The sequence below is a fragment of the Microcoleus sp. B3-D2 genome (assembly GCF_036705345.1).
GTDB lineage: Bacteria > Cyanobacteriota > Cyanobacteriia > Cyanobacteriales > Microcoleaceae > Microcoleus.
In genome coordinates this window covers 33818-60749 of sequence record NZ_JAUBUG010000047.1, presented here as the reverse complement: position 1 = coordinate 60749, position 26932 = coordinate 33818, and the positions used below count along the sequence as shown (strand labels likewise).

The following is a 26932-nucleotide window of genomic DNA, read 5'->3' as shown; positions in this document are numbered from 1 at the left end:
GAGCCATCGCCCGGAGGTCGCTCCGGGCGGGGCCGGAGCGCCTTTGTTAAGAAAGATGTGAGTAAGGCATAGCCTTACCAAGGGGGGGATAGGGGGGGTGAAACAGTTATTAACGGCAAAAATAAGCTGCTGCTGCCCGGTTTTGTCAACGCGCACACTCACTCTTCAGAAATGTGGCAGCGGGGCATTATTCCCCCTTTGCCCCTAGAGTTGTGGATTGCCGAATTGTACGATTTTACGCCTCTAGAACCCGAACAAGTTTACTTGAGCGCCTTGGGAACTGCGGTAGAAACATTGCTGTCGGGCGGTACAAGCGTAGTCGATCATTTAGTTTTGATTCCGGGGCAAGAATTAGAGACAATCGCCGCCGCAGTTCGCGCTTATCAAGAAATCGGTATCCGCGCTTTTATCGGGCCGTTAATTCAAGATCAATCCCTTACAGCGGGAATGCCTTCTGGCGATAGCGGCATCGAACACGCGGCTTACATTCGCTCGACTAAGGCCACTTTGGAATTAATGGAAACAGTCATAAAACAGTTTCACAATCCCGAAAAAGGTGTTAATATGTTGTTGGCGCCGACGGGAATTCAACTGTGTTCCGATGCTTTGTTTGAAGGCTGCATCCAATTGAGCGATCGCTACAATCTTTGTCGGCACGCCCACCTCTTGGAAACCCCCGCTCAAAAACAACTAGCTCACGAAAAATACGGCTGTAGCGCTGTCGAACACCTGCAAAAAATTGGTTATTTGAGTCCGCGAACTTCCTTAGCGCACTGCGTTTGGCTGGACGATTCTGACATTGCGATTATGGCAGAAACTGGAGCGACAGTCGTACACAATCCCCTCAGCAACTTGCGCTTGGGAAGCGGAATTGCACCAATTTTGAAATACCGTCAAGCGGGAGTAAACGTATCTTTCGGCTGCGACGGCGCTGCTAGCAATGACTCTCAAGATTTGCTGGAAGCAATTAAAATTGGTTCGATTTTGCACAATATCACGGATTTGGATTACCGCCAATGGCTTACACCGCGCCAGTCTGTAGAAATGGCATCCCTGGGAGGAGCAAAAGGCTTGAATCTCGCCGATGAAATGGGTTCGCTGACAGTCGGTAAAAAAGCAGATTTTGTGCTGTATGATTTAACCAGTTTATCATTGCTGCCGCGCACCGATCCGATTGGCTTGCTAATATTGGGCCGCCCGACTAATGCGGTAGACAGCGTTTGGGTAAATGGCCAACAAATTGTCGCCGAAGGTAAGGTAAAAACGATCGATGTTGATGCTTTGAGGCGGGAATTATTCGATCGCAGCGAGTGGACTAGCAAGCGTCAATCGCAAACGGTGAGCGAGATTGAAGCGCACTACCGCCAAGTGATGAAACTGCAAGGTTACTCTTAAAAAATTAACTAATAGAATATGATATCATGTCCGGTTGAATCACATAATTAGCACCGCTACTAAAAATTAACGCAATCAACCTCCCAAATCCCAATCACTCAGAAGCTCAAGCCATGACATCCCCTAACAACCAGATAAATGTAGACGCCCGACTTGTTGCAGCTAATACCAAATTTGGTTTTAACTTGTTCAACACCCTAAGCAAACAACAACCGAATAAAAATATCTTTATTTCCCCTACTTCTGTCGCCCTCGCACTGTCAATGACATACAACGGAGTCAGCGGAGAAACTAAACAAGAAATGACAAAAGCTCTCGAATTAACGAAAATGAGTCCAAAAGCAATCAACGCAGCCAATCACAATTTGCAAAAGAGTTTGCAAAAAGATGACCCCAAGGTTCAAGTATCAATTGCCAACGCGCTTTTTGTCAAACAAGGCTTCTCATTAAAACCAGAATTTTTGCAAATAAATCAACAATACTACCAAGCCAATCTTACCGAAATAGACTTTGAGAGTCCGCAAGAAGCTCTCAGCATCATTAACAACTGGGTGAGCGAAAAAACTCACGGAAAAATTGATAAAATAGTCCCTAAAATCAACCCTAATACACTTTTATTTTTGATTAACGCCATCTATTTCAAAGGCAACTGGGAAACGCCCTTTGATCAATCTAAAACTGCCAACAAAACTTTTTATTTAACAGACAGCAGTTCCAAACAGCATCCAATGATGTCCCAGATGGGCTCTTATCGGTGCTACGAAACAGAAACTTTTCAAGCAGTCAGTTTACCTTACGGCAAAAAAGGCGCTCTGAGTATGTATATTTTCTTGCCAAACTCCAATACCAATTTGGCAACTTTCTCGCAGCAATTAACACCCGAAAACTGGAATAAATGGATGCAAGAATTTAGAGTTAAAAGTGGAATGATTGAAATACCGCGCTTCAAAATGGAGTATGAGGTTCAACTGAAAGACACACTTATAGCTTTGGGAATGGCAGAATTTTTCGGTGGATTGAAAACAGACTTTTCCCCGATGACTGATAGCCAAGTAGCAGTAGAATCGGTAAAACACAAAACATTTGTCGAAGTTAACGAAGAAGGTACAGAAGCAGCAGCCGTGACTGTAATTGAGATGACGAGATCTATGCCGGCTTTTGAAATGAATGTAAACCGTCCATTCTTTTGTGCTATTCGAGACAATACTACAGGAACAATATTATTTATGGGTATCATCGTTGACCCCTAATAATATCAAAAATAGTAGGTGCGTCAGGAAATGTTCGATCGACTTTTAATAAAATAACCCTAGCTGGCGCACCCTAACAAGCTAATTATACGGTAGAATATCAGTCTCAAAATAATCATATTTGCGAAAAATTAATGATTAAACTGCACAAATGGCAGCGGATACTGGCTTTAATACTTGTTTTTGCGATCGCCTTTACCTCCTCCGCCATATTATCCCCGCGTCTGTTAGCTCAAACCCGCCCCCAAACCCCAACAACGGAATTGCGCGGCGTCTGGCTGACGAACATTGACAGCGAGGTTATGTTCTCCCGCAACAACATCATTGACGCTGTAAATCGACTGGACAAACTCAATTTCAATACCATCTATCCCACGGTTTGGCAAGGAGGCTATACGCTTTATCCCAGCGCTGCTGCCCAACGAGTATTCGGACAGTCGATCGACCCCTCGCCCGGATTGAAAGACCGAGACATCCTTCAAGAAATTATAGCACAATCCCGCCCAAAAGGTATAGCAGTAATCCCCTGGTTTGAGTTTGGTTTCATGGCTCCCGCCGAATCGGAATTAGCCACACTTCACCCCGACTGGCTGGCGCATCGGCGCGACGGTTCAACTATTTGGAAAGAAGGCAAACACGATCGAGTTTGGCTGAATCCCTTTCATCCAGAAGTCCAGCAATTTATCTTAGATTTAATCCTAGAAATTGTCGATAATTATGATATAGATGGCATTCAATTTGACGACCATTTCGGCTTGCCAGTAGAATTTGGCTACGAGCCGTTAACAGTGTCAATGTATCAGGAACAAATCAAAAGCCCTCCCTCCGACGACGCCCGCGAAACCTTCTGGGTGCGCTGGCGCGCTGACAAAATCAACGACTTCGTGGGCAGAGTTTCCCGCGCCATCAAATCCCGCAAAGAAAAATGTATTGTCAGCTTATCTCCGAACCCTTTTCACTTTTCTTTACCCGCCCACTTGCAGGACTGGTTTACCTGGGAAAGACGGGGCTACATCCAAGAAATTGTGTTGCAAATTTATCGCAGCGATATCAAGCGTTTTAGTGCCGAACTGGAACGGGAAGAAGTTAAACTGGCTAAACTTAACATTCCAACTGCGATCGGCATTTTAACAGGTCTTAAAAATAATTCCGTCCCCCTCAAACAAATTCAAGAACAAGTGCAAGAAGTGCGAAAAAGAGATTTCGCTGGGCTGTCGTTCTTTTTCTACGAAAGTTTGTCGAATTGGGCTAACGAAACCCCCGAACAGCGCAATTATGCCTTGCAAGAATTCTTTCCCACAAAGATGCAGCGCCCGCCATCCGAAGGCAGAATTTGACACCCAGGGCTAAAATGAGAAAAAGCATACAGCGCTTAGGAATTGTCATCTTATTTTTGACCGCTTTCCTAACAATTGGCTATCTCACTCCCAGAAAGTGGGGAAATTACTCGCAAGCAGATTGCATAATCTCTCTATACATTTCCAATCAAGGCATTCACACGGAAATCATTGTTCCAGTTACAAATGAATATTTTGACTGGAATCAATTTTTACCGCTAACAGAAATAGGGCCGCATGCCACTTCTGATTATAAATATCTATCTTTTGGCTGGGGAGATAGAGCTTTTATGCTGGAAACTTCCACATCAGCAATCATCAACCCAGTTACAGCTTTGAAGGCGCTATTTCTCCCTACTCCGTCTACCGTACACGTTCAAGGTTATCGGGTTCCTCCCCAAAATATTGAAGCCAAATGTGTGAAAATTAGTGGAGCGAATTATCTTAAAATAATAAATTTTCTTAAAGATACATTCCTATTAGACGCAGGAGGTAAGAAAATTAAAATTAGCTACGGCTACGGCAAAAGCGACAGTTTTTATGAAGCCAAAGGCAGTTACTCTATTTTGAGAACTTGCAACGACTGGACAGCCGAAGCTTTGCGAAAAGCCGATGTCAATACTCCTTTATGGTCTACGCTTTCTTCAGCGATTATGTTTCATTTAAATAGCGGTTGCGAATGTCAAAAATAAATGGTAACGGGTAATACCATTTTATATTTGAGATTAAACAATTGGGAATGACTGATTAGGTATGGGTTTGGAGCTTGCCTAAAGTTGCATTCTTTTTTTTAACTGGTATAATTAGCAATTTGAGCAAAAATCATGAATGTAATTCCAGCGATCGACTTATTGGATGGAAAATGCGTCAGATTGTATCAGGGAGACTACGCGAAGTCTCAAACTTTTAACGACAACCCGGTCGAAGTCGCCAGAGAGTGGGTAAATGAAGGCGCAACCATGCTGCATTTAGTAGACCTCGACGGCGCCAAAGCAGGTCATCCAGTCAACCAAGCAGCCATTGAAGCGATCGTCCGATCCGTAGACGTTCCCTGTCAAGTAGGTGGGGGAATGCGCGATCGCGCTTCTGTTGCTGCTATCCTCAATTTAGGCGTTCGGCGCGTCATTCTCGGCACTGTCGCCGTCGAACAACCGCAATTAGTCGGCGAATTGTGCGCCGAATTTCCCGGCCGAATTCTGGTTGGCATTGATGCCAGAAATGGTCGAGTTGCGACTAGAGGCTGGCTAGAAACTTCGGAAGTTTTAGCAACAGAATTGGCGCAAAAAATGGCCGAGTTAGGGGCGGCTGAAATTATTTACACCGACATTCACCGCGACGGTACTATGGAAGGGCCGAATTTGGAATCTTTGCGCGAAATTGCTAATGCTATTTCGATTCCGGTGATTGCTTCCGGTGGCGTTAGTTCGATCGCAGATTTATTGAGTTTGCTGGCTTTGGAATCAATTGGTGTCAAAAGTGCGATCGTCGGTAGGGCAATTTATACCGGCGATATCTTGCTAAAAGAAGCAATTCAAGCAGTCGGACAAGGGCGGTGGCAGGATGTACCGCCAGATTTGGGTTCTTCAAGCTTTGCTTGATAGTCATGTCGAGTTAACTGGCTACCCAATATGTAACAGTTATCAATTTTCCGACTCACAGTCATTAGTCATTAGTCATTAGTCATCAGTCAACAGTCAACAGTCAGCATAGAATCATCTTTCTTACCATCACCGTACCCATGTTTTTGAACCATACAATTACAGCTTTAAGTTCTGGGATGGCATCCCTAGTTGCTCCCATACCTTTATTAGCAACAGTCGAGGCCGAAAATTCGCCGATCGTCCTCAGCGGAGTTTTGCTCAGTTTGGTAGTGATTTATATCGCCAGTAAAATCGGCGCAGAAGTAGCGAGAAACTTCGATTTTCCACCGGTTTTGGGTGAACTTGTAGCAGGGGTGATTATTGGGGTATCTGCTTTACACTTGATCGTTTTTCCCGGAAGCGAGCTGTCAGCATCCAACTCAGGGATTATGACAGTTCTGCAATCGATCAATCATCTGTCTCCTGCCGCCCTCACAAGTGTCTTTGAATCGCAGAGTGAAGTCATTTCAGTGCTGGCTGAATTAGGCGTGATTATTCTGCTGTTTGAAATTGGCTTAGAGTCGGATCTCAAACAACTCAAGCAAGTCGGAATTCAAGCTACCGTTGTCGCCTGCGTAGGTGTGGCAGTTCCCTTTGCCGCCGGTACTGCTGGCTTAATAATAATTTTCCACACTGCAGCAATTCCAGCAATTTTTGCGGGGGCAGCTTTGACCGCAACCAGCATTGGAATTACCTCTAAAGTGTTGTCTGAATTAGGACAACTGAACTCTAAAGAAGGTCAAATTATTGTCGGTGCGGCGGTGATTGATGATGTGCTAGGAATTATTGTCCTGGCTGTTGTCGCCAGTTTAGCCAAAACAGGTGAGATTGATGTTGTTAATGTCATCTATTTGATCGTAAGTGCAACTGCCTTTCTGCTAGGTTCGATTCTCTTGGGTGGTGTCTTCGACAAAACTTTCTCGGCGGTGGCGGGTCAACTCAAAACTCGCGGCAATATTATCATCCCGGCATTTATCTTTGCTTTCTTCATGGCTTTTCTGGGCAACGCAATTCATCTCGAAGCCATTTTGGGGGCCTTTGCGGCTGGTTTGGTGTTGGATGAAAGCGATGCCCGCCTAGAGTTGGATGAACTGGTGAAACCCATCGCCGATTTATTTGTGCCCATCTTCTTTGTAACGGTGGGGGCTCGGGCGGATTTGGGGGTTTTGAACCCAACAGTACCGGATAATCGGGCGGGACTTTTGATTGCCGTCTTTTTGATTTTGGTTGCTATTTTTGGCAAGATCGTAACAGGCTGGGTGGTGTTTGGTCAGCCGGGAATCAATCGATTGGCGATCGGAGTGGGGATGATTCCTCGGGGCGAAGTCGGGTTAGTGTTTGCCGCCATCGGTTCGGCGAGTGGGGTTTTGGATAAACCGTTAGAAGTCTCGATTATTATCATGGTGATTCTGACGACTTTTTTGGCTCCGCCTTTTCTGCGGATTGTCTTTGGGGATACGGTAGAGCCTCCTGCTAGCGGGGAACTTTCTAGCGAGAAAATAGTTTGATATCATTTCCGGTTACACCGGAATGATGTTGACGGTTGACTGTTGACTGTTGACTGTTGACGCCGTGAACAGTGAACAGTGAACCGTCAACCGTGAACTCGAATTTACTATTCCGATGCTAACGGATTTGATATGATTGAGGGAATTTGAGTCTGGACGATCGACTGATTTAGAAACAAATGTCGATCGTCCAAATTTATTTAGCCGTAATAATAAGTCCTAAGTTGTGAGAAGCGGCTACAACTTGACTTTCAACTGATAACAATTGTCAGCGAGTTTAATCAGTTCGCCCAGACGCCAGGTACCCCGATCGTTCAAAAATTCCGCTAGTTGATTCGGGATGGCTTCTAGGCCCAGAAATGCCCCGCTGATGGCACAAGCCATTGCTGCGGTGGTATCCACATCGCCACCGACGGCGATGCTAGTGCAGAGAGTTTCCCAGTAATCTTGAGGCGTTCTCAAAAACGCATATAAACTCCACAAGACGCTACCAACTACAAAAGGGGAAATTCCTTGCCAAGAGTCCTCGTAGTTTAACGGGAGTCCTGCTCTAGAAATCAACTCTACGGCTGACTCTGGAGGCAATTTGACCCAATCAATCAAATCTTTGAGCAAAGCGGCAAAGGAAGAATCGACTTCTCCTACCCATTCGCTCAGTTGACCGAGAAATGGCTCAGTTTCAATAGTTGCAGATTGAAGGGCGATCGCCACAGCCCCGGCGATCGCCACAGCACCGGCAGAACACCGCGAATCTTGATGGGTGATGCGCCCTTGATCGCAAGCAGCTTGTACAAGCTGGGACGGGTCATCGTAGAATATTAAGCCGATCGGTCCAGCCCTCATCGCACTGCCATTACCAGCATTGGGAGCAGGAGTACCAGCTTCTTGCCAAGCAACCCCCCGTATCAGGCGGTTTGCAGCTTCTTCTGTCGCTCGACCCCGCCCGACAATGCGCTGTTGAGCGAAAATGTCAGCAATACGGGTGGCGTAGTCGCTGGGGTCGAATTCACCACAAGCGACGTAGCTTTGGAGGAGTTCGCGGGCGAGTTGGGAGTCGTCGGTGTATTGACCAAAAGGCAAGCCGAAGCGATCGCGATCTTTGATTTTTTTAAGTCTAACTTCGTAGTTGACAAAGTTTTGGCAAACTTCCGGAGGATAGCCTTCTACTCTACAGCCTATAGCGTCGCCGAGACACTGACCGATCAGACAACCTCTAAATTGTTCCAGACGCGGGACTGTCATATAAATCAGTTAATTCCCTAATGATATCCGTTTTAAAACTCAGCGCTAAATCTTTGAGGGCATTCGCGATCGCCACTTGAGAAGGAGGTATTTGTTCAATTAATTGCAGCACGAGATCTTGATCGCAATAGTACGCCGCATCATACATTTGCTGTAACCATTCCGGGGGCATGATTGCTAAAGCCTCTCTAGACAATTCAACCGTCGGCAGCAAAGCAGACTCTTCAGAGGTAAGGGGCGGGATGCCATTTGTTTGATTCTCGTCTCGCTGCAGTATCTCCGTTAACATTTGTAATAACTGTGCGATCGTGTAAGGTTTTAACAAAAATATTTTGACATTAGCATCTAACGCCAGCTTTCTGTTAGCCATGAGTCCGCTAGTCGCAATGATATTCACCCCTGGATTAATTTTTTGCAACGCGCGGATTGCCGAAACACCATCTAGGTTTGGCATCATCATATCCATTAAAACGACACTAATTTCCTGTTGATGTTCCCTATAGACAGCGAGGGCTTCAAGCCCATCACTAGCGAGTATTGTTCTGTAGTTATAGTTTTCTAGAGAAGTCTGTGCGATCTCTCGAATAGAGGCTTCATCATCAACAATTAAAATCAACTCGCCGTTACCTCTATGCATTGCTTTTTCTACGGTTGTGAGGCTCACTTCTCCCTCTATAGCTGGTAATAAAACCTGAAATTCCGTACCCTTACCCAACTCGCTATAAACCTTGATAAAACCGCCATGATTTTTGACAATCCCCATTACTGTTGATAATCCTAGCCCTGTTCCTTTGCCCAATTCCTTGGTAGTGAAAAAGGGGTCAAAAATTCGGTTTAACAATTCTGGCGGAATACCCATTCCTGTATCAGCAACCCTCACAGCCACATAACAGCCTGCTTTTGTTTCCAAATTCATCAGGGCATCATCTTCATCCAAGTGGCGATTTTCGGCAGAGATGGTCAAACTTCCTCCTGATGACATGGCATCCCTAGCGTTAATCATCAGATTCATAAATACTTGGTGTAGCTGGGTAGCATCACCCGATATTGTCCATAGTTCCATTGCGGGAATTTTAGTCGAAATAATTATTGATTTGGGAAATGTTTGTTGAACAACACCGATCACTTCTTGGAGCAAATTGCTTAGTTGTAATATTACATATTCACCATCCGTTGATCGACTAAAAAGAAGAATTTGCTTGACCAAATCAGCCCCACGTTGAGCACTACCCGAAAGGAGTCTTAACAATCTTTGTGTCGGTTCATTGATATTGGTAATTTTGAGAGGAAGCAGTTGACTAGCTCCCAGAATCGGGGTGAGAATGTTATTTAAATCATGTGCAATTCCACTTGCTAACGTTCCTAAACTCTCTAATCGCTGGGCATGATAAAACTGTTTTTCAAATTGTTTTTTTTCAGTAATATCACTATTAACAACCAGGATAGCTCGGGATTGGTAAAATTGATTCTTTATGAGTGTTTTACGACTTTCTACGATTATATTCTTACCTGTTTTAGTAAGTTGCTCCATTTCCCCCTGCCAACTGCCTTGCTGGGTAGTGATTTGGATCGGCTCAGTTAGTTTACACGGTTGATTAAATAAGGTTTGAGTTTTCTGCCCTATAACTTCGGCTTCTGCCCAACCATATAAACGTTCAGCTCCTTTATTCCAAAATAAAATATGATCGTCTAAATCCTTTACAAAAATGGCATCACTAGCAATATCAATTAAGGCTGCTTGTTCCGCAATTTTTTGCTCTGTTTCTTTACGTTGGGTAATATCGGTAATGATTTCTATGCCCACCCAACAATCTTGTTCTTGATCCCATTCAGCAACATAGTTTGAGGCAAGCCATCGAAGGGTGCGATCGCCATGCAAAAACCGATATTCGATAATACCAGAGCGCCCCGCTTGAATATTTTCGATAAATGAGGCGAGCGTTTTTTCTCTATCTTCGGGCAATATATTCGCTATGTATAAGGCAGAATCTGCTTGCACTGCTTCTAAGCTATAGCCAAAAACTTGTTGAGTTCCGCCTGTCCAAGAATCAATCTCTAAAGTACCATCCTTCAAAAGACGAAAGTTTTTAATAACGGCGATCGCGCTGTTGAGAATCTGACTGAGTTTCGCAGCTTCTTTTATTTTAGATTCTGTAATATCAGTAACAATAATACTATTAACTAAAATCTCATCTATCTGCAGTTGTTTAAACGATAATTTAACAGGGACTTCCTTATTTTCCGTTGCGGTGATCAACAATAATTCTCTAGTCAGACTTTTTTCAGTCTGAACCTGCTGCAAAAGTAGTAAAAATGCTTTTTTATCCTGGGGCGCAATAAAAGTTTCTAATTGAGAGCCGATCAGATTTGTTAAAGGACAATTTAAGAGTTCCGATAGTCGTTTATTACAGTACAAAATTAAACCTTCAGAAGATACGGTAGCCGCTCCTTCGCCCATTTGTTCCACTAAACACTGATAAACATAATCTGCCCCCTGAATCGTAAAAACTCGCTCTCCTCGCTGCGTAGAAACAACAACAGCATCAACTTCCCCAGAACGAATCGCCTGCAACGTTTCTTCCGCTACATTTAGGCGTTCCTGCACCTCTGCCAATTCCCGATGTAGGGTTTCGACTTCTTGGCTCATTTTTTCAATAGGGGTCAGAGAATCCTTCATTATTTTCCTCTCCACTTATATTTTTTTTCGGCACAAGATTAAGACCAATTAAGACTTTTTCTCTATTAGATAAATTGCCAATCATCATTTGTAAGGGCAGAGGTAACTTTTTTATCAAGGTGGGAACAGCCACAATGTTCTCCGAAATAACAGCTTCTGTCTGTTGATAAATATCAATAACTTCTAACTCATAACGCCCTTGGAGATATTCCTCACAAATCTTTTTGATATTTTGCAACGCCGTCACCGATTGAATCGTTGTACCTGAAATATAAAGACGTAGGGTATAATGCTCTTCCTTTGATTGGGACAGAGACTGTTCAAAAAGTTCTGTGGTTGTTGGTTTAACATCTTCGGAGTCAATCATTGTTAGTTCCTCTATCTTGAGTTATTGTTCATCGACTCGACGAAGAATTTGCAGTCCTACCAGAACTTTTTCAGTATTTGATAAATCACCAATAATCTTTTTAATCGGTTCTGGCAATTTTCTAACGAGAGTCGGTAGAGCAACGATGCTATCTTCTATGGCTAGCTGCGGTTGTTGACTTAAGTCAATAATTTCAATGGTATATTGACCGTGAAGATATTCCTCACATATCTTCTTCAAATTGGCAAAAGCAACCAGAGATTTAGGTGTATGTCCCGCCACATATAACCGCATTTGCCAAAGCTGTGACTCTTTTGTGTTAGTGGGCTGTGAGAAATTATCTGTTAAATTATCTGTCATGTTTTTTATCCTTAGAGATAATTTTCAGGGATTAAGATGACGTAATCTTCCCATAAAGGTTCGATTCTCCAGCACCGCTTTTTCTTCCTCTTGTTCTTCTTCAAGCAGCAAATCTAACTCCGCATCTCGATTGAGCAATTGCATTTGTAGAGCATTTATCTGAGCTTGTACGATTTTTTTCTCTTGTTCATACTCCCGTTTTTTGAGTTCAAAATTCTGTCTGCGTTTTTGATAGGCAGATTTTTCCTTTAGTTCTTGATTGAGTCTTTCCGTTCCTGTTAATACCTTGCCATCTCCCAAGTAAACCTCGACCAACTTTACGCCTTCATTGGTGACGATAAATTCCCGTACTTGATTAGAGTGCATCATACCACGAGATTTGAGGGCATAGAGAATCCGATTGCGCTCCCCATTGACCTTGATCGTTTGGAGTTCTAACCAAGTATCCATCAGAGAGGAAACACCCATTTCTGTCTGTTCGTGGTCACTGTCAGTATCACCGGGCGTTAAATCTGTCAAAAAAACGGTTATTTGTTGGCTCTTTAAATAGTCAATCAAACGCATAAAAAAGCTTTTTGTTTGCATAAAGCTTCCACTCAAAATGAGATTACTCATCGGATCGATGATGATCGTGCTTGGTTGAAATTCTTTGACCCAGCGATGGATTTTAAACAAACGCATTTCTAAATTGTAGTTAGTGGGACGTACCGCATCAAATTGCAATAATCCCTGCTCTACATAGGGAGATAAATCAAGACTAATCGAGTTTAAATTGCGGAGAATTTGTTGGGGGGATTCTTCTGTGGCGAGATATAAACACCGTTCGCCTCTCAGGCAGGTTGCTTGGGCAAAATGAGCTGCCAGTGTTGTTTTTCCCGTTCCTGCCCTGCCTGTGACAAGAATACTGCTACCCCGATAGTAGCCCTGCCCGCCAAACATTTCATCAAGCTGGGAAATGCCCGTTGAGATTCGCTCATTAGAAACCGCATGATCTAACGTTAAGGACGTAATGGGTAAGACCGAAATGCCATTTTCTTCAATTAAAAAAGGATATTCATTATTACTATGACGAGAGCCGCGATATTTGACAACTTGAAGGGTTCTTGTGGCGATGTCTTGCAAGGTTTTTTGATCTAATTTGATCACACAATCCGAAACGTATTCTTCTAAACCTTGACGGGTTAAGGTGTGATCTCCTCGCTCCCCTGTGATCACGGCTGTCACACCTTCGTCTTTTAACCAATGAAATAAACGGCGTATTTCTGCTCGGACAATGTTGGCATTGGCTAAACCAGCAAACAAGACTTCAATCGTGTCTAAAAGTACCCGTTTAGCACCAATTTTTTTGATCGCATAGCCTAGACGAAGAAATAGGGCTTCTAGGTCATATTCTCCTGTTTCCTCAATTTCGCTGGGTTCAATATAAACATGATCGATTAATATTTTACCTTCAGCAATTAACTGATTTAAATTCCACCCTAAAGAGGCGACGTTTTGGGTAATTTCTGACGCAGTTTCTTCAAAGGTGACTAAAACGCCTGGTTCTCCGTACCGCGTTGCTCCGCGCACGAGAAACTCCACACCAAATAACGTTTTGCCGCAACCAGCAGAACCGCAGATTAAAGTTGGTCTGCCTTGGGGCAAGCCTCCATCGGTGATTTCATCGAGTCCCTGAATTCCCGTTGGGCATTTGGATAATTGTAAATCTTGAATTTTATCCATAAAATATTAAAATTTCCTTTTTGATAGGAGTTACATAAGCGCACAACTATCCTACCTGTGACACTCTAGGAATCTGTGCTATTGTCTTGATTACCTGTATATGATTAACAATAGCACATTTTCTGACTTTAGTATCCATAGCTTTTCGTTTCTTAATGGAATCGCAAGCAGGTGGCGGATTACATCGTGGGGGAGGATCTCACTTTTGCAGCCAAGCAAGCTATAAATCTAAGTTTTGAGGCAGAAGGCAGGAGGAAGAAGGAAGGATCCAGAAGAAGTGTTTTTACAAATATGAGATGCTCCCCATCGTGGCAATTGAGAAAAGGCAGGCAATAAGCTGTTGTGCATCTAGATTGTCTATGGTATTACAGAGGGAGAGGGAGAGGATTTGACAAGTTTTGATATGGTAGGGAAATTTACAATTTAAATGCACAACAACTTATAGCCTTTCTATAGAACCCATTTGAGATATTTTTATGCTGTAGCTAGTCTTTGAAGCATCAGCCTAATAAAACTGAGCTTGAGCTTAGCCTTTGCAGGGTCAAGCGGGAACTCAAAATTTTTGACTAAGCTTTTAGATCTTTCCACCAAAGCGTTTGACCTTTAGATGACCCCGGAAGGCAGCAACAGGCACAAACTCCGATTTACCCTTCGCTTATTTTTCAGCTTTCGATGGCTTTGCTGAGAGTTCAAGTTTTAGGTGGATCATAATCGGGGGATAAATCTTGTGCAATGAAGAGAGTAAGTTTCTTACGGTGATAGCCCTGATAAAATAGGGTGGTGATCGGAGGGAATATTGACAGGTTTAGATTTGAAATAATCGAGGTTTTTCTTAAACATTTCAATCAAACCGCAATCATCCGATAAGCTGGCTTTAGAGAGAGTGAGTTGGGTTCTCTAGAGGAATGCCATCGCAGTTATTTACCCACGAGTGCTACAGCACCGCTTTGCAAAACAGGAATTTCAATTCGGAACTCTGCTCCTTGATGGGGCTGAGAGAAGCACTGGAGTAAGCCACCATGCTTATCAACTACAATTTGATAGCTGATGGATAGCCCTAATCCAGTTCCTTTACCAGTTGGTTTGGTGGTGAAGAAGGGATTGAAGACCTGTTGTCTAACTGTTTCCGTCATCCCAGGCCCATTGTCTTGAACTTGAATTACTACATTTTTTGAATAACCAGAATGAGTTTCGTTTGTGACTAGCTTAGTCCGAATAGTGATGCGACTGGGATTCTTTTGGATGTCTTTTAGAGAACGCTGATTGTCATAGTTTTCTAAAGCATCAATCGCATTTGCCAGAATATTCATAAAGACTTGGTTCAACTGTCCGGCATAGCACTCTACTCGCGGTAAGTCGCCGTACTCTTTAACAATTTCAATAGCAGGATGATCCGGTTTTGCCTTCAGTCGATTTTGCAAAATCATCAATGTGCTGTCAATTCCCTCGTGGATATCAACTGGCTTCTTTTCTGCCTCATCCAGCCGCGAGAAGTTTCGCAGCGAGAGGACAATTTGACGAATGCGATCGGCTCCTACCTTCATTGAAGTCAGCATTTTGGGCAAATCTTCACTAATGTAGTCCAGATCGAACTCTTCAATTTTTTCCTCAATTTGGGCATTAGTTGGATAGGTTTGCTGGTAAAGCTGAATCAACTTTAGTAAATTTTGCGTGTAGTCGGCAGTATGGCTCAGGTTGCCATAGATAAAGTTGACTGGATTATTAATTTCGTGAGCAACACCAGCAACCAGTTGCCCCAAACCTGACATTTTCTCTGCCTGAATAAGCTGTGCTTGAGTTTGCTGCAAGGTTTTGAGTGCAACCTCAGCTTCCTCTTTTGCTTGCCTTAACGCAGCTTCGGCTTGCTTGCGTTCAGTAATATCCAGTGTCAAGGATGCAACCCCAACAATCTTTCCAGCATCCCCTACTAAAGGCGTATTGAACCATTCGCAAATAATGGTTTGGCCGTTTTTCGTAATATTTTCGTTGACGCTGTAGCGTCCTTGGCTCTGAATCAACAACTCGTTCATCAGTCGATCGACCACCTGTCGGGCAGACGCCGGCACAATTAATTCTGCGGCATGGTGTCCGATCGCCTCTTTCGCCGTGTAACCAAAAATCTGCTCTGCCGCTGGATTCCAAGCAGTGACTTTAAAGTTTAAATCCCATTCCACAACTGCCAGTGAACTTTGGCGGAATAGATAAGATAGTCGCTGTTCCGACGCTTTGAGTTCTTCTTCTGCCTGTTTCCGTTGAGTAATGTCAATCCCAGTTTTGATGATGTACTCAATTTCACCTTCACTATCGAGTAAAGCAGTATCTGACCAGGCAATCAGTCTGAGTTGTTGATCTTTGCTCACCCAACTGCCTTCATACTGCTGGGGAAAATTACCAGATTGTAAAGACTCAAAAGTAGTTTTGGCTTGTCGAGCTAAGTCTGAGTTCGGGAACAATTCCCAAATGTAGCGCCCTTTCACTTCACTAAACGAGTAATGAGTCATTTGTTCGCAAGCTCGGTTAAAGCGAACGATTTGTCCCTGGGGGTCGAGCACAACTACCAGCGCACCTGCAATTTCAAGAATTGCTGAAACGAAATTGCGTTCCACTTCAAATGCTTTAATCAGTTCCTCTAACTGGGTTGCCATATTGTTAAATGCGATCGCCAATGTCCCCAATTCGTTCTGGCGGTCGATGTTGACCCGCGTCTCTAATTGCCCCGCACTGAGTTCAGTAGCTGCCGCGGTTAAGCGCTGGAGTGGCACCACAATTTGCCGAATAAATAGATACCCAATGCCAACAGCGACGATCGTCACCACCGCCAATGAGCCTCCCATAATTGAGAGCATTTGGTAAACGGGAGCATAGGCCTCAGCCGTTGGCAGTTCTACAACCACATTCCAATTCACGCTCCGAACTAAGGCACTGGCTCCCAATACTTCTACCTGCTTTAGACCCGGATAAACGTTAAGGTGCTTAGTATCTTCGGAGGCTTTCAAAAATTGAAAGAAGGGGCGCTTAGAAATATCTTGAAGTTGAAAGGTTTCTGGCTTACTACCGTTTTGAGCAATGAGAAAATTACGCTCATCGACTACATAGACATAACCCGTCTTGCCAACCTCGATTTGGGAAACAACAAACCAGAGAAAGTTGAGATTTATCTCTGCTAATAGCACCCCATCCACCTCATCTCGCTCATCCCGAATCGGAACCGCCAGAATGGTGGTGGGTTGGCGAGTTTTAGGATTAATTTCTACAGGACTGACATAATCTTCCTGTTGTTTGAAGGCACGAATAAACAGTGGCGAATGGGCTGGATTTTCTAACTTGAGCGGTTCGTAGGGTGAAACTGACGCGACAACTTGTCCCTTCCGGTTCAAAATGGCAACGGCTTCATAAGCATCATTATGACGAATCAACGCTTCCAACAGGCTCTGCTGCACTTGAGGTTGAAAGTTTGTGAGTCCTTTGACCCTAGCTAAATAGCTCAGTTTTCGTTTCAAGTCATCTAGATAATTATCAATCTGCCCTGCTGCTGTCTGACTGCGCTCTTGTTGGAGCGATCGCGATTGCTGGATCTGCGCCTGAAAGCTGAGGTAGATCAGCAAGCCACCTGTGGGCAGTAAGCTCAGAAGAACCAAAAATATCAAACCATACCGGAGCTGATTTGCAATAGAAAAGAAGCGTTGCCAAGGATGAGAACGAGAGCTTCTGGCGATCGGCACAATGCGCTCGTTGCGTTGATTTTGCATCGGACTTAGAATCAATATTAGTAAATCAATTAATCGGTGCACTAAGGAGAAACATCGATTTTGCCAGTCGTCACAGCTTCTCGGATAATCTTGAAAGTGTTTTCTTCCTGAGACGTGAGACTACCACGGAAAGGGGCAAAGTCGTAGATTTTTTCCTTGAGCCCAAACTTGTAAAGTTTTCCTTCCCAGCGACCTTGCTGGGTTAACACTGCCACATTTAGCACCAGATTGGGAATGTCCTGCAGAACGCTAGTTAGGACTTTGCCGGGAGCCACTTCGTACTGATCCTTTGTCCTACCAATCACCAAGACTCCTGGCTTTTGCGAAACGGCTTTTAGCGCGGCTAACCCTGCCTCACCCGCGTTGAATGCCAAAACATCTACTCCAGAAGCAACCATATCCGTTGCCACTTTGATGGATTTTTCCGTATCAACCCAAGAGTTGAGAAAAGCCGTCGAGGCTTGAACAGAGGGATTCGTTGCCTTCACTCCCCGCCTAAACAAGGCTTCTTCTTCTTTGTAAACCGGATAAGGTTCGCCCACAATATAGCCAACTTTATTGCTTTTGGTCTTCATGGCAGCCAAAGCGCCTGCGAGGTACCCCACCTCACCCGATCGAAAGGCAACAGCCCCCAAATTTCTGTTATTCCCTGGATGCGTTGTAATCAGGGCAAATTTCGTGCGCGGAAATTCTTTAGCGACCTTTTCGGCAGCTTTGGAATAGGCACCACTGGCTGCAATTACCAGGTCATAGCCTGACTGGGCATATTTGCGTATAGTAGGTTCACTATTTTCACCGTCCATACTGTCAGTAATGTCTATCTCAGCATTAAATTTATTTTTGATGAGATTCAATCCTTCAAAGCAAGCTTGATCCCAACTTTGGTTGTCTTTTGAGCCTGTGGTGAGCATTGCCACTCTAAAGCTGCTAGAGGTCCTTGCTTCCGGGGAAGAGTTTAGGTTCGGAGCCGATCGGCTGCAACCAATCGCAAAAAATAGAGCTAGAGCCGCCAGAGTCATTTGTTTCAAGAGAGATTGAATTCGCATAATAGCTTTTCGCAGCAATATTACTTTTTCTACGCCGATAAATTTGTTGAACGGTATCTCAACAATTTTTACAACTCTTACTCTAGCTCGCATTTAATGACTCTGACAGATTCAGCGTAACACTCATTTAAGCTCAAAAACAAGTAAGGACACGGCACTGCCGTGTCCTTACAACTCTAACCTGCAATTAACCGAATTTGTTTGCTATTACTTAACAAACAGCATTTCTTGATAAGTAGGCAGAGGCCACAAATCATCAGCCACTTCACCTTCCAGAGCATCCGCATACTTGCGAACCTCATCCATTAAAGGACGAATTGTTTGCGAAGCATATTGCATATGGTCTTCTGTCGAAGCAAAATCGTGCTTGCTCAAAGCAGCACTCAATTTGCTCGCAGTATCCATCATGGACTTAACCAGCACCGCTACTTTTTCGGCACTTTCTTTTTCCAGTTCGATTCCAATCTCTTTCAATTTAGAAATCGTGCCGGAAAGTTCAGCTAAATACCTCACCGCTGCGGGATAAATAATGGTTTTTGCCATGCTTATTACCAGTTTTGCTTCGACTTCAATTGCCAGCAAATACTGCTCTGCATAAACATCGTAACGACTTTCCAATTCAACTGGAGTCAGAACACCTGTCTTTTCAAACAAGTCTTCAATGTATCCTTCCTTCAACACGGGTAAAGCATCTGCCGTAGTCCGCAAGTTAGCTAAACCCCGTTCTTCAACAGCCATTTTGTGCCATTCTTCCGAATAGCCGTTGCCGCCAAATACAACCGCACCGTGCTCGTCCATCACTTCTTTGAGAATGGTTTGGATGGCAGCATTCAGTTCAGTTCCGTTAGCCAAATCGCTTTCTAATTTGTTAGCAATCCAGTCCAAAGAATCTGCAAGAATTGTATTCATCGCCACCAGAGGCCCGGAAACAGACTGACCGGAACCTACTGCACGGAATTCAAATCGGTTTCCAGTAAAGGCAAAGGGCGAAGTCCGGTTTCTGTCCCCAGCATCCTTCATGAAAGTAGGCAGTGTTTCTACACCTAAGTTCATAATTCCCCGACCTTTAGAGTCCTTAACTTCTCCCCGGCTAATTTGCCCGAAGATATCTTCTAATTGCGAACCCAAATAGACAGAGATAATTGCTGGTGGAGCCTCATTTGCACCCAATCGATGGTCGTTGCTGGCAGTAGCAACTACCGCGCGCAACAGCGGGCCGTATTTGTGAACTCCGCGAATCACAGCGCCGCAGAAAACTAGAAATTGTATGTTCGAGTGCGGTGTATCGCCGGGGTCTAATAAGTTCCCTTGGGTGGCATTGCCGACCGACCAGTTGACGTGTTTGCCGGAACCGTTAATGCCGGCGAAAGGCTTCTCGTGCAGCAAGCACATAAAACCGTGTTTCTTCGCAGTGTTGCGGAGAATTGTCATGGTTAATTGTTGGTGGTCGCTGGCGACGTTTGCAGCTTCAAAAACTGGTGCAATTTCAAACTGACCGGGAGCTACTTCATTGTGGCGGGTTTTGGCAGGAATTCCCAGCCGGTACATTCTTTCTTCTACTTCCTGCATGAAGACTTGAACGCGCTCTGGAATAGCTCCAAAATAGTGGTCGTCAAATTGCTGACCTTTCGCAGGAGGTTTGCCAAAAAGGGTGCGACCTGCTAGGAGTAAATCGGGGCGGCTGGTGGTAAAATTGGCATCTACCAGGAAGTATTCTTGTTCGGAACCGCAACTGGAATTTACCGGAGCAATTTCGGTGTTTCCTAATAGCTTTAACACTCGGGTTGCTGCTTTGTTCATTGCGGCAATGGAACGCAAAAGCGGCGTTTTCTTGTCTAAGGCTTCACCTGTCCAGGAGATGAAAACAGTAGGAATGCACAAGGTCATGCCGTTGTCTGTTTCCATGACATAAGCAGGGCTGGTGACATCCCAGGCTGTGTATCCGCGAGCGGCGGCGGTGGAACGGATGCCGCCGTTGGGGAATGAGGAGCCATCGGGTTCGCCTTGTACGAGAACTTTCCCTGCAAATTCTGAGATGACGGAGCCGTCGCCTTGCACTGAGATGAAACCATCGTGCTTTTCGGCGGTGCTGTTGGTGAGCGGGTAAAATACGTGGGCGTAGTAAAGGGCTCCTTTGGAAATAGCCCAATCTTTCATTGCTGCTGCAACTACATCAGCTACGGAAGCATCGAGTTTTTGGCCGGTTTGAATGGTGTTTTTTACTGATTTGAAAATGCTTTTGGGCAGACTTTCTTGCATCTTGCTCAGACTATAAACGTCTGTTGCCCACATATCTTCTAGCCGCTTGGGAGGCCGGCCTGGCATCAGTTTGCGGTTGACGATTTGAGAAATGGCTTGAACGCGCGATTCGTTTCCACTCATGGTTATTTTTATTGGGATTGCGGGACGAGTATTTGTGAAAAAATAGATGTTAGCAAAAGTTTAACGATTGACAAATATGTTGGATTTACCCAACGTTTTTAGTCAAAGCTAACTTTTGGCAGAATGCCTTTTTTGGCAGGCTCTAAAAGATTGGATGAGCGAGGCCCTATCACTTCGCCCATCTGGCGTGACAATCCAGTGTGAGATGCGGTTGGATTTTGGTTATTAGCAGCAATAAAATAGATGACAAGAGCCTGTACTAATTTGAGTCAACATGATAGATGTCTGCGCTGCACAGATTTAGTAACTAATCTTCACCCTGGTCAGCTCAAAAATTTTGTGCGAATCAATTCCGATGAATTCAGGTCAAAACTACTTATGGTTTTTAACGGTTCGACGATCGATAAATCGCAGTCCAGCAAACAACGCACTCGTTTAGGAGTTTTGGAGAATTATGGAGAGTACACAATCTACACTTGGAGAGTTTAAACAATCATTAACCAAATAAATGTATTGTAGGCTACAGAATTTTAGGTTTTTTTCAGAAAGGTCGATCGCACCGATCGCACACAACCGCAGGATTTTAGTGTAACAGAACGCGGGGCGCTGAAACTGGGGGGCGATCGTACATTTACAGGACTTACCCAGGGATACTATATATAGTGTGCCAACAAAGGGCTCTCGCTTTGGCGTTGCTGAATTCGGGTATGAAATTTGTAGGGGCAATCCCCCCGTGGTGGCCGCACCGCTGGCGGGGTCAGCTTTTATTCAGCCGCACCACAAAATTTTCCCAGCACAGTAATGGGGATTTCTATGAATTTAAAATAAAGAGATTTAGAGCAATAGTTCAGACAGTTTTAGACGCCGTTTAGTGAGAAGAAATGAGTAAATTTTAAACTTTTATTTAACTCGTTGGTAATCCGAAGACTTCAGAGCATGAGCCAAAAAGCGTTCTGTGTAGTACAAAGCTAATTGATTGCTCGGGCCATTAAAAACTGCATCAAAGGCGTGTTCAGCCCAAGGAATTTCGAGCAAAATAGCCCGATCGCCCGTGGCTCGCAATCGTTCGTAGAGCGATCGACCAAACTTGGGCTGAACGATATGGTCGCGACCTGCATAAACCAGTAGAGAAGGGGGAAGATTGGGTTTAATATAATTTATGGGAGAAGCCCGACGGTAAAGCTCGTTGAGTTCGTCTGGCGTTCCTCCCAGAAAAGCACGCAAGACGGCTCGAACATTTATGGCATCAGGAAAAGGTGGGTCATTGTATCCCCGGAGCAGGTCATTTGGCCCGTAATAGTTTACCACTGCTAGAACTGGAAGCACACTAGAATTATAAGCAGTTAGCATTGCTAAATGGGCACCGGCAGACCTTCCCATCAGAGCAATTCGATCGAGATCGATTTCCCAATCACCAGCATGAGTTTTGATATAGGAAAGAGCGGCTTGTACGTCCTCAAGCTGAGCAGGAAATCGATACTTGGGAGCGTGACGGTAATCAATTGCAACCACACAATAGCCTTGGGCGGCCATATAGCGGCTGAATTCTTCATTGGAATCGGCATTGCCTCTCTGCCAAGCTCCCCCGTAGAGCGTGATTATCGCCGGATATTTGCCAATTTGCATCGGCCGATAAAGGTTTAGTTGCAGTGAAACTCCGTCAGGGTTGGCAAATCCAATAGCCCGATCGATCCTAACCTTTCTAATGGGAATTCCTCGGAACGCATCTGCGAGGATAAACGGTTGAGGGCGTAGCTGCGCGCGATCGGCTTGAGGAATGGCTGCTAAATAGTTTTCCCCTAAAACTGCTTGCATTTGGGTAGCTATGGCTGCATTGGCTGCTGGGAACTGAATTAGGGGTAGCAGGCCCAGGATGAGGGCGAACAGGTTACAAATGAGTAAAATAATGTAGACTTTGCCTTGATGGCGTCTGAGCAGGTTCAGCAGAAGGGCGATCGTATTGATACCGACCAACCAAGGACTAATTTCTGGTGCTCCCACCGCCAAAGGGTACAGGAACATCGTGGGTGCTGGTACGATGACCCAGAGACTGAGAAATAGTGCGATCGCACTCAGGAACCAAGAAATAAATGGCGAGACTAAGAACGCTGCCAATAAAGGTAACTTTTTGCGGTTCTTCTTGTGGATCATCAGATTTTCGCAGCCTAATTTTTAATCAGTTTAAATTAATCTGGTGGTTTTTATTGGTAAGTCGATCGCCTCTGGCATTTTACCAAACCAGCAGCTTCATTGACTCCGACACCCTGCGTCGAGCGAAAATGCTTTGTATTGTTGTCTTTTCATCTTTGACGTTGTTCGCTGTTTCTGGGAATGTTAAGCTGAGGTTGTCTGGCTAAACTAACTGTATGGGCTGTTACTCATCAAAAGTTTGGCTATTATTCCGATTTTGGTAGTTACACATAACTTACGCACGGGTGTGGAGAAACCGGGTTTTTTTACAGTTTATTAAAATTTATGGAAACCTCAAATCGGAGCGCAATTAAATTGTAGAGCAAGTGTATTTCTCAGGTAAAATCGAGTCTAATCCTTTAATTGCTGAGGCATAGTCTCATGCCCATTCCCAAACTCAGTGAAACAACGATCAAGCTTCACACCTCTGCCCAATCTCTCAAGCGGGGTGAAGCTTACTATTTAGCTGGCAATGTTATTAGCGCAGTCCGGCGTGGCAATATGGTGCAAGCAGTAGTGGAGGGTTCCGAAGTAGAACCCTACCGTGTTACCCTGCCCTTTGATGATGCCGGATTAGGATCTACATTATTCTGCACTTGTCCTTACGAGAACGGTGGGTGGTGTAAACACATTGTGGCGACGTTGTTATTGTGTCTGCGGCAACCAGAAATAATTGAGCAGGGCCCGACACTGGAACAATTGCTCGATCGCCTCAACGATGTACAAACCCAGCAATTAATACAGCATTTAGTAAAAAAAGAACCATCACTCATTGATGCGATCGAACAATACATTAACTTAAGTGCTATTCCTGCACCTTCAAACCAACCTACCAAAGCACCGCGCCACACCTCCATCGATCCTGCTCCCTTTCGACACCAAGTACGACGAATTTTGCGAGAGGCTGTGAGGTATTTGGAGGATGGATGGGAGGAAGACCCAATTACAGAAGAACTTTTAGATGTAATTCAGCGAGCCCAGGAATTCAGCGCACAGGGGGATGGCAACAACGCCTTAGTAATTTTAGAAGCCATCACCACAGCCTGCGTTGAAGATTGGAATGATGTAGAAGAGTTTGGCGCTGAAAATTATGAGGTAGCTAACGCTTTGAATGAAGCTTGGACAGAAGCCATTTTGACGGCTCAACTAACTGCTGAAGAAGAGATTGATCTCCAGGTGATGTTAGAAGCTTGGCAAGATGAATGGGATTGTGATTTCAGCATGAGTTTGGAAGCTTTACGCCAAGGTTGGGACGACCCCCTACTCCAACAGGTACTTGAAGGAAACATCACTGGGCAAGGAGTTTGGGCTGGTGACGCACCAGACTGTGCTAAGGACTTAACATTGATTCGCTTGCAAATCCTCGATCGCCAGGAACGCGATCAAGAATACTTATACTTAGCCCAAGCAGAAGGCTGTGTTCAACAATACTTGACGATGTTAACTCGTTTGGGGAGAGTAGAAGAAGCAGTGGAAGCTGCTGCTACTGAGATGCAATCAGCGGAAGATGCTTTGGCTCTCGTTCAAACTTTAAAACAACAGGGAGCCTTACAACAAGCTCTGAAAATTTGTCAAGCTGGGTTAAATTTGTCAGGTCATTGCCATTACCAACTGGCAACATCGATGAGTGAGTTGGCTGTTGAGTTGGGCGAAGACGAACTTGCGTTAAATGCTCGAATCCAGATATTTAAAATCAAACCGTCTTTTAGCGATTATAGTTTAGTGAAGGAGTTAGCCAAAGATAGTTGGTCAACTTTGAAAGCAGATTTGTTAGCAACTCTGAAAAGTAATGAAAGTTGGAATTTTACTGATGCGAAGGTTGATATTTTTCTGGATGAGGGAATGATTGAAGATGCGATCGCCCTTGCTGATGGCTTGGGTTATTACGAATCAGCACTGATTCACCGAGTAATGGGGGCTGCTATCAGCCACAGCCCCGATTGGGTAATCGCCAATGCTTGTCGGCGTGCTGCATCGATTATGGATCAAGGGAAATCAAGCGAGTACAATCTTGCGATTAAGTGGTTGGAAAAAGCCCGCGCTGCCTATTTACACACTGGGCAAAATCTTCAGTGGTCTGCTTATCGTTCTCAACTGATGCAAATACACAGTCGGAAGCGCAAGTTGATGGAAATGCTCAAAAGTCCCCATTTAGATTGAGCCTTAAGTTTACCGTAAACCCAAGTGAAAGCGACCCAACCCAGGAGCGAATAAACCTTACTTAATTTTTGCTTTCACGGCCCTAGATTCCACTGTGAATCCGGGAATATCTTGCAGTTCTGTTTCGCTCAAACTGTACTGTTCGCAAACCAAACTCAAACGAGTTCCGGTACTTTTAACAGCGTTGACAGAGTGAGTCAAATCTCCTTGAAAATAGATCAGCGAGTTGGCTTGCGGCTTAATCTGTCCGACTTGCTGTTTGTTGCGCCGCAGTATCAACTCTCCCCCTTGCAAGTTCGGCGGTACTTGCACGTACAAAACGCTGACGGCTGCAGGAGGTTCAACTGTTTTGCAGTACGATCGCAATGATCGATCGATATGCGGATCGACGCGGGAACCTTCACCCAGCAACAAAGGGTTGAGGTAAAAAGCATTGCATTCAGGCTGTAATGCTTGGTCTAGATAGGGTTTGAACAAGGGGAACCGCCGTTCTACTTCGGCGATTTCCGAACGTTGAAACACCACGGAAAACCCTTTTGTGCCAATGAAATCGCGATTGAGGTTGTTGATTGCTAGATAAGGGGAGGCTAGAATTGCTCCTCGCAAGTCGTTGAGGTAGTCGATCGAGAAAGCGTTAGGATGTTGGCTATAGTATTTCAAGGCACTCAAAAATCATCAAAGTTTAAGGAAACAGCAGATAGAAATGCAGCAATCGCTCAGACTTGGGATTGCTTCGTTCCTCGGGGAGAACCAAATAATGTTTATTTGTGTCCGCGTACTTAAGTCAAAGGTTTTTCTTAACTGCGGGCGATCGCCCGGAAGTGTCGCAACCGACTAGCAACTGCCAAATATTACTACTATACAGCCGATCGACTTTCGCCGCTCGTCGTTGTGATTCGATTATATTGGGAATTCGATTATACATGATGCTGGTGGGCAGCCGATCGCCCATTTATTTTAACTTGTCCAATTGCAGGGGCGAGCCTAATTTCCGCGATCGCATCCGGCCTCTGTTTTCTCACCGATTTCTTGAGTTTGCTAGCTGGAAAACCGATGGGTGTTGGCGCTGTGTAGGAAACATCTTGCTAAAAAAAGCAATCCGTGCATTAGGTCAAAATGCTGGAAGGGCGATCGGGAATATCTAACGGGCGACAGAATGTTAATAAAGTTTACACATAGAGGGCTATCAAAAAAATACCAGCAGTCGGAACAGGTACTAAGTAATTAGTCAGATGAGAGCAATATTTCACCGGGTGGAGAAAAGCAAAGGTGCCTGGTATAATTAAAGAGTAAGTGAAAACAACAAACTTCCTCAAACGATATGGCAACAACATTGTACGAGAAAATGGGTGGAGAGCCAGCCATTAAAGAGATTGTGGATGATTTTTACCGCGATGTTTTGGCTGACGAGATAGTTAGCCACTTCTTCGATCATACAGATATGGCAAAGCAGCGCCGCCATCAAACTGCTTTTATCTCTTATGCCCTCGGCGGCACCAAGCAATACTCAGGTCGTTCAATGGAGAAAGCACACGCAGGTTTGAATTTACAGCCTGAACACTTTGATGCAATTGTGAAGCATTTGACCGATGCCATCATTGCCCACGGCGCCTCCCAAGAGGATCTCGATGAAGCGCTTGGTAAGATCGCGACTTTGAAAGAGGCTGTTTTGTACAAGTAAGATCGAGTGAATGCAACAGGGTTTTTGCAGCCACTAGAATAGTGATAAAAGTGGAGATTTCGTAATTTTGCAGCGATAACTCCCCTTTGTTTTTTGCCGCATATAGTGATCCGTGAAGAGGCGCAGGAAGAGAAGAGAATAATTCACAATTTAGGCGAGTATTGCTAGAGTTGTTTAACTGATATCTCGTATGAGTTGTGGGAAGCAATCGCGCGATCGATATAGT

General features: G+C 44.5%; 19 protein-coding genes. 9 read left to right on the top strand and 10 right to left on the bottom strand.

Annotated elements, in window-relative coordinates; genetic code table 11:
* The first annotated feature begins 108 nt into the window (after positions 1 to 108).
* From QUB14_RS18420 to QUB14_RS18395, 6 genes are all read left to right on the top strand, one after another.
* Positions 109 to 1395 (top strand): amidohydrolase, encoded by a 1287-nt coding sequence (locus tag QUB14_RS18420; RefSeq protein ID WP_333218506.1) that lies wholly within the window; start codon positions 109 to 111, stop codon positions 1393 to 1395.
* A gap of 113 nt (positions 1396 to 1508) precedes the next feature.
* Positions 1509 to 2645 carry a serpin family protein gene (locus QUB14_RS18415; RefSeq protein WP_333218505.1) on the top strand — a complete coding sequence of 379 codons (1137 nt, stop codon included), beginning with the start codon at positions 1509 to 1511 and terminating at the stop codon, positions 2643 to 2645.
* A 134-nt stretch (positions 2646 to 2779) separates the two neighbouring features.
* Positions 2780 to 3982, top strand: a complete 1203-nt coding sequence (locus QUB14_RS18410; protein ID WP_333218504.1) for a glycoside hydrolase family 10 protein — start codon at positions 2780 to 2782, stop codon at positions 3980 to 3982.
* Between the two features lie 14 nt (positions 3983 to 3996).
* A complete protein-coding gene (locus QUB14_RS18405) occupies positions 3997 to 4674 on the top strand; it encodes a TIGR02117 family protein (protein WP_333218503.1) in 678 nt (225 codons plus the stop codon).
* A 132-nt stretch (positions 4675 to 4806) separates the two neighbouring features.
* Positions 4807 to 5580 (top strand): 1-(5-phosphoribosyl)-5-[(5-phosphoribosylamino)methylideneamino]imidazole-4-carboxamide isomerase, encoded by a 774-nt coding sequence (hisA, locus tag QUB14_RS18400; protein WP_333218502.1) that lies wholly within the window; start codon positions 4807 to 4809, stop codon positions 5578 to 5580.
* Positions 5581 to 5720: 140 nt separating this feature from the next.
* The gene (locus QUB14_RS18395) at positions 5721 to 7130 is read left to right on the top strand and encodes a cation:proton antiporter (RefSeq protein ID WP_333218501.1); all 1410 of its coding nucleotides are present in this window, start codon (positions 5721 to 5723) and stop codon (positions 7128 to 7130) included.
* A 237-nt stretch (positions 7131 to 7367) separates the two neighbouring features.
* Here the strand turns inward: QUB14_RS18395 and QUB14_RS18390 are convergent, their stop codons facing one another.
* The 9 genes from QUB14_RS18390 to QUB14_RS18350 all read right to left on the bottom strand — a co-directional run bounded on the left by QUB14_RS18390 (position 7368) and on the right by QUB14_RS18350 (position 22826).
* On the bottom strand, positions 7368 to 8372 hold the full coding sequence (locus QUB14_RS18390) for an ADP-ribosylglycohydrolase family protein (protein ID WP_333218500.1): 1005 nt from the start codon (positions 8370 to 8372) through the stop codon (positions 7368 to 7370).
* Positions 8344 to 11049, bottom strand: a complete 2706-nt coding sequence (locus tag QUB14_RS18385) for a PAS domain S-box protein (RefSeq protein ID WP_333218499.1) — start codon at positions 11047 to 11049, stop codon at positions 8344 to 8346. The genes QUB14_RS18390 and QUB14_RS18385 overlap by 29 nt, the downstream gene beginning before the upstream one ends.
* Positions 11024 to 11416: a circadian clock KaiB family protein gene (locus QUB14_RS18380; protein ID WP_333218498.1), complete on the bottom strand. Its 393-nt coding sequence runs from the start codon at positions 11414 to 11416 to the stop codon at positions 11024 to 11026. The genes QUB14_RS18385 and QUB14_RS18380 overlap by 26 nt, the downstream gene beginning before the upstream one ends.
* A gap of 21 nt (positions 11417 to 11437) precedes the next feature.
* Positions 11438 to 11776, bottom strand: coding sequence for a circadian clock KaiB family protein (locus QUB14_RS18375; protein WP_333218497.1), 339 nt, complete (start codon positions 11774 to 11776; stop codon positions 11438 to 11440).
* A 24-nt stretch (positions 11777 to 11800) separates the two neighbouring features.
* A complete protein-coding gene (gene kaiC / locus QUB14_RS18370; protein WP_333218496.1) occupies positions 11801 to 13498 on the bottom strand; it encodes a circadian clock protein KaiC in 1698 nt (565 codons plus the stop codon).
* A gap of 917 nt (positions 13499 to 14415) precedes the next feature.
* Complete coding sequence (locus QUB14_RS18365; protein WP_333218495.1) at positions 14416 to 17247, bottom strand: PAS domain S-box protein; 2832 nt, start codon at positions 17245 to 17247, stop codon at positions 14416 to 14418.
* Positions 17248 to 17288: 41 nt separating this feature from the next.
* Positions 17289 to 18386 carry a BMP family protein gene (locus QUB14_RS18360; protein ID WP_333218494.1) on the bottom strand — a complete coding sequence of 366 codons (1098 nt, stop codon included), beginning with the start codon at positions 18384 to 18386 and terminating at the stop codon, positions 17289 to 17291.
* Positions 18387 to 18500: 114 nt separating this feature from the next.
* Positions 18501 to 20675, bottom strand: a complete 2175-nt coding sequence (locus tag QUB14_RS18355) for a glutamine synthetase III (RefSeq protein ID WP_333218493.1) — start codon at positions 20673 to 20675, stop codon at positions 18501 to 18503.
* Positions 20676 to 21575: 900 nt separating this feature from the next.
* On the bottom strand, positions 21576 to 22826 hold the full coding sequence (locus QUB14_RS18350) for an alpha/beta hydrolase (RefSeq protein WP_333218492.1): 1251 nt from the start codon (positions 22824 to 22826) through the stop codon (positions 21576 to 21578).
* Positions 22827 to 23246: 420 nt separating this feature from the next.
* On the opposite strand from QUB14_RS18350, the gene QUB14_RS18345 reads away from it, so the two are divergent.
* Entirely contained in the window at positions 23247 to 25025 is a 1779-nt protein-coding gene (locus QUB14_RS18345; protein WP_333218491.1) for an SWIM zinc finger family protein, read from the top strand.
* Between the two features lie 57 nt (positions 25026 to 25082).
* On the opposite strand, the gene QUB14_RS18340 is transcribed toward QUB14_RS18345, so the two are convergent.
* Positions 25083 to 25685: a 2OG-Fe(II) oxygenase gene (locus tag QUB14_RS18340; RefSeq protein ID WP_041622513.1), complete on the bottom strand. Its 603-nt coding sequence runs from the start codon at positions 25683 to 25685 to the stop codon at positions 25083 to 25085.
* A gap of 107 nt (positions 25686 to 25792) precedes the next feature.
* On the opposite strand from QUB14_RS18340, the gene QUB14_RS18335 reads away from it, so the two are divergent.
* Together QUB14_RS18335 and QUB14_RS18330 are read left to right on the top strand one after the other, a co-directional pair.
* A complete protein-coding gene (locus QUB14_RS18335) occupies positions 25793 to 26170 on the top strand; it encodes a hypothetical protein (protein WP_333218490.1) in 378 nt (125 codons plus the stop codon).
* A 176-nt stretch (positions 26171 to 26346) separates the two neighbouring features.
* Positions 26347 to 26706 carry a group 1 truncated hemoglobin gene (locus QUB14_RS18330; RefSeq protein WP_333218489.1) on the top strand — a complete coding sequence of 120 codons (360 nt, stop codon included), beginning with the start codon at positions 26347 to 26349 and terminating at the stop codon, positions 26704 to 26706.
* Positions 26707 to 26932: the final 226 nt, after the last annotated feature.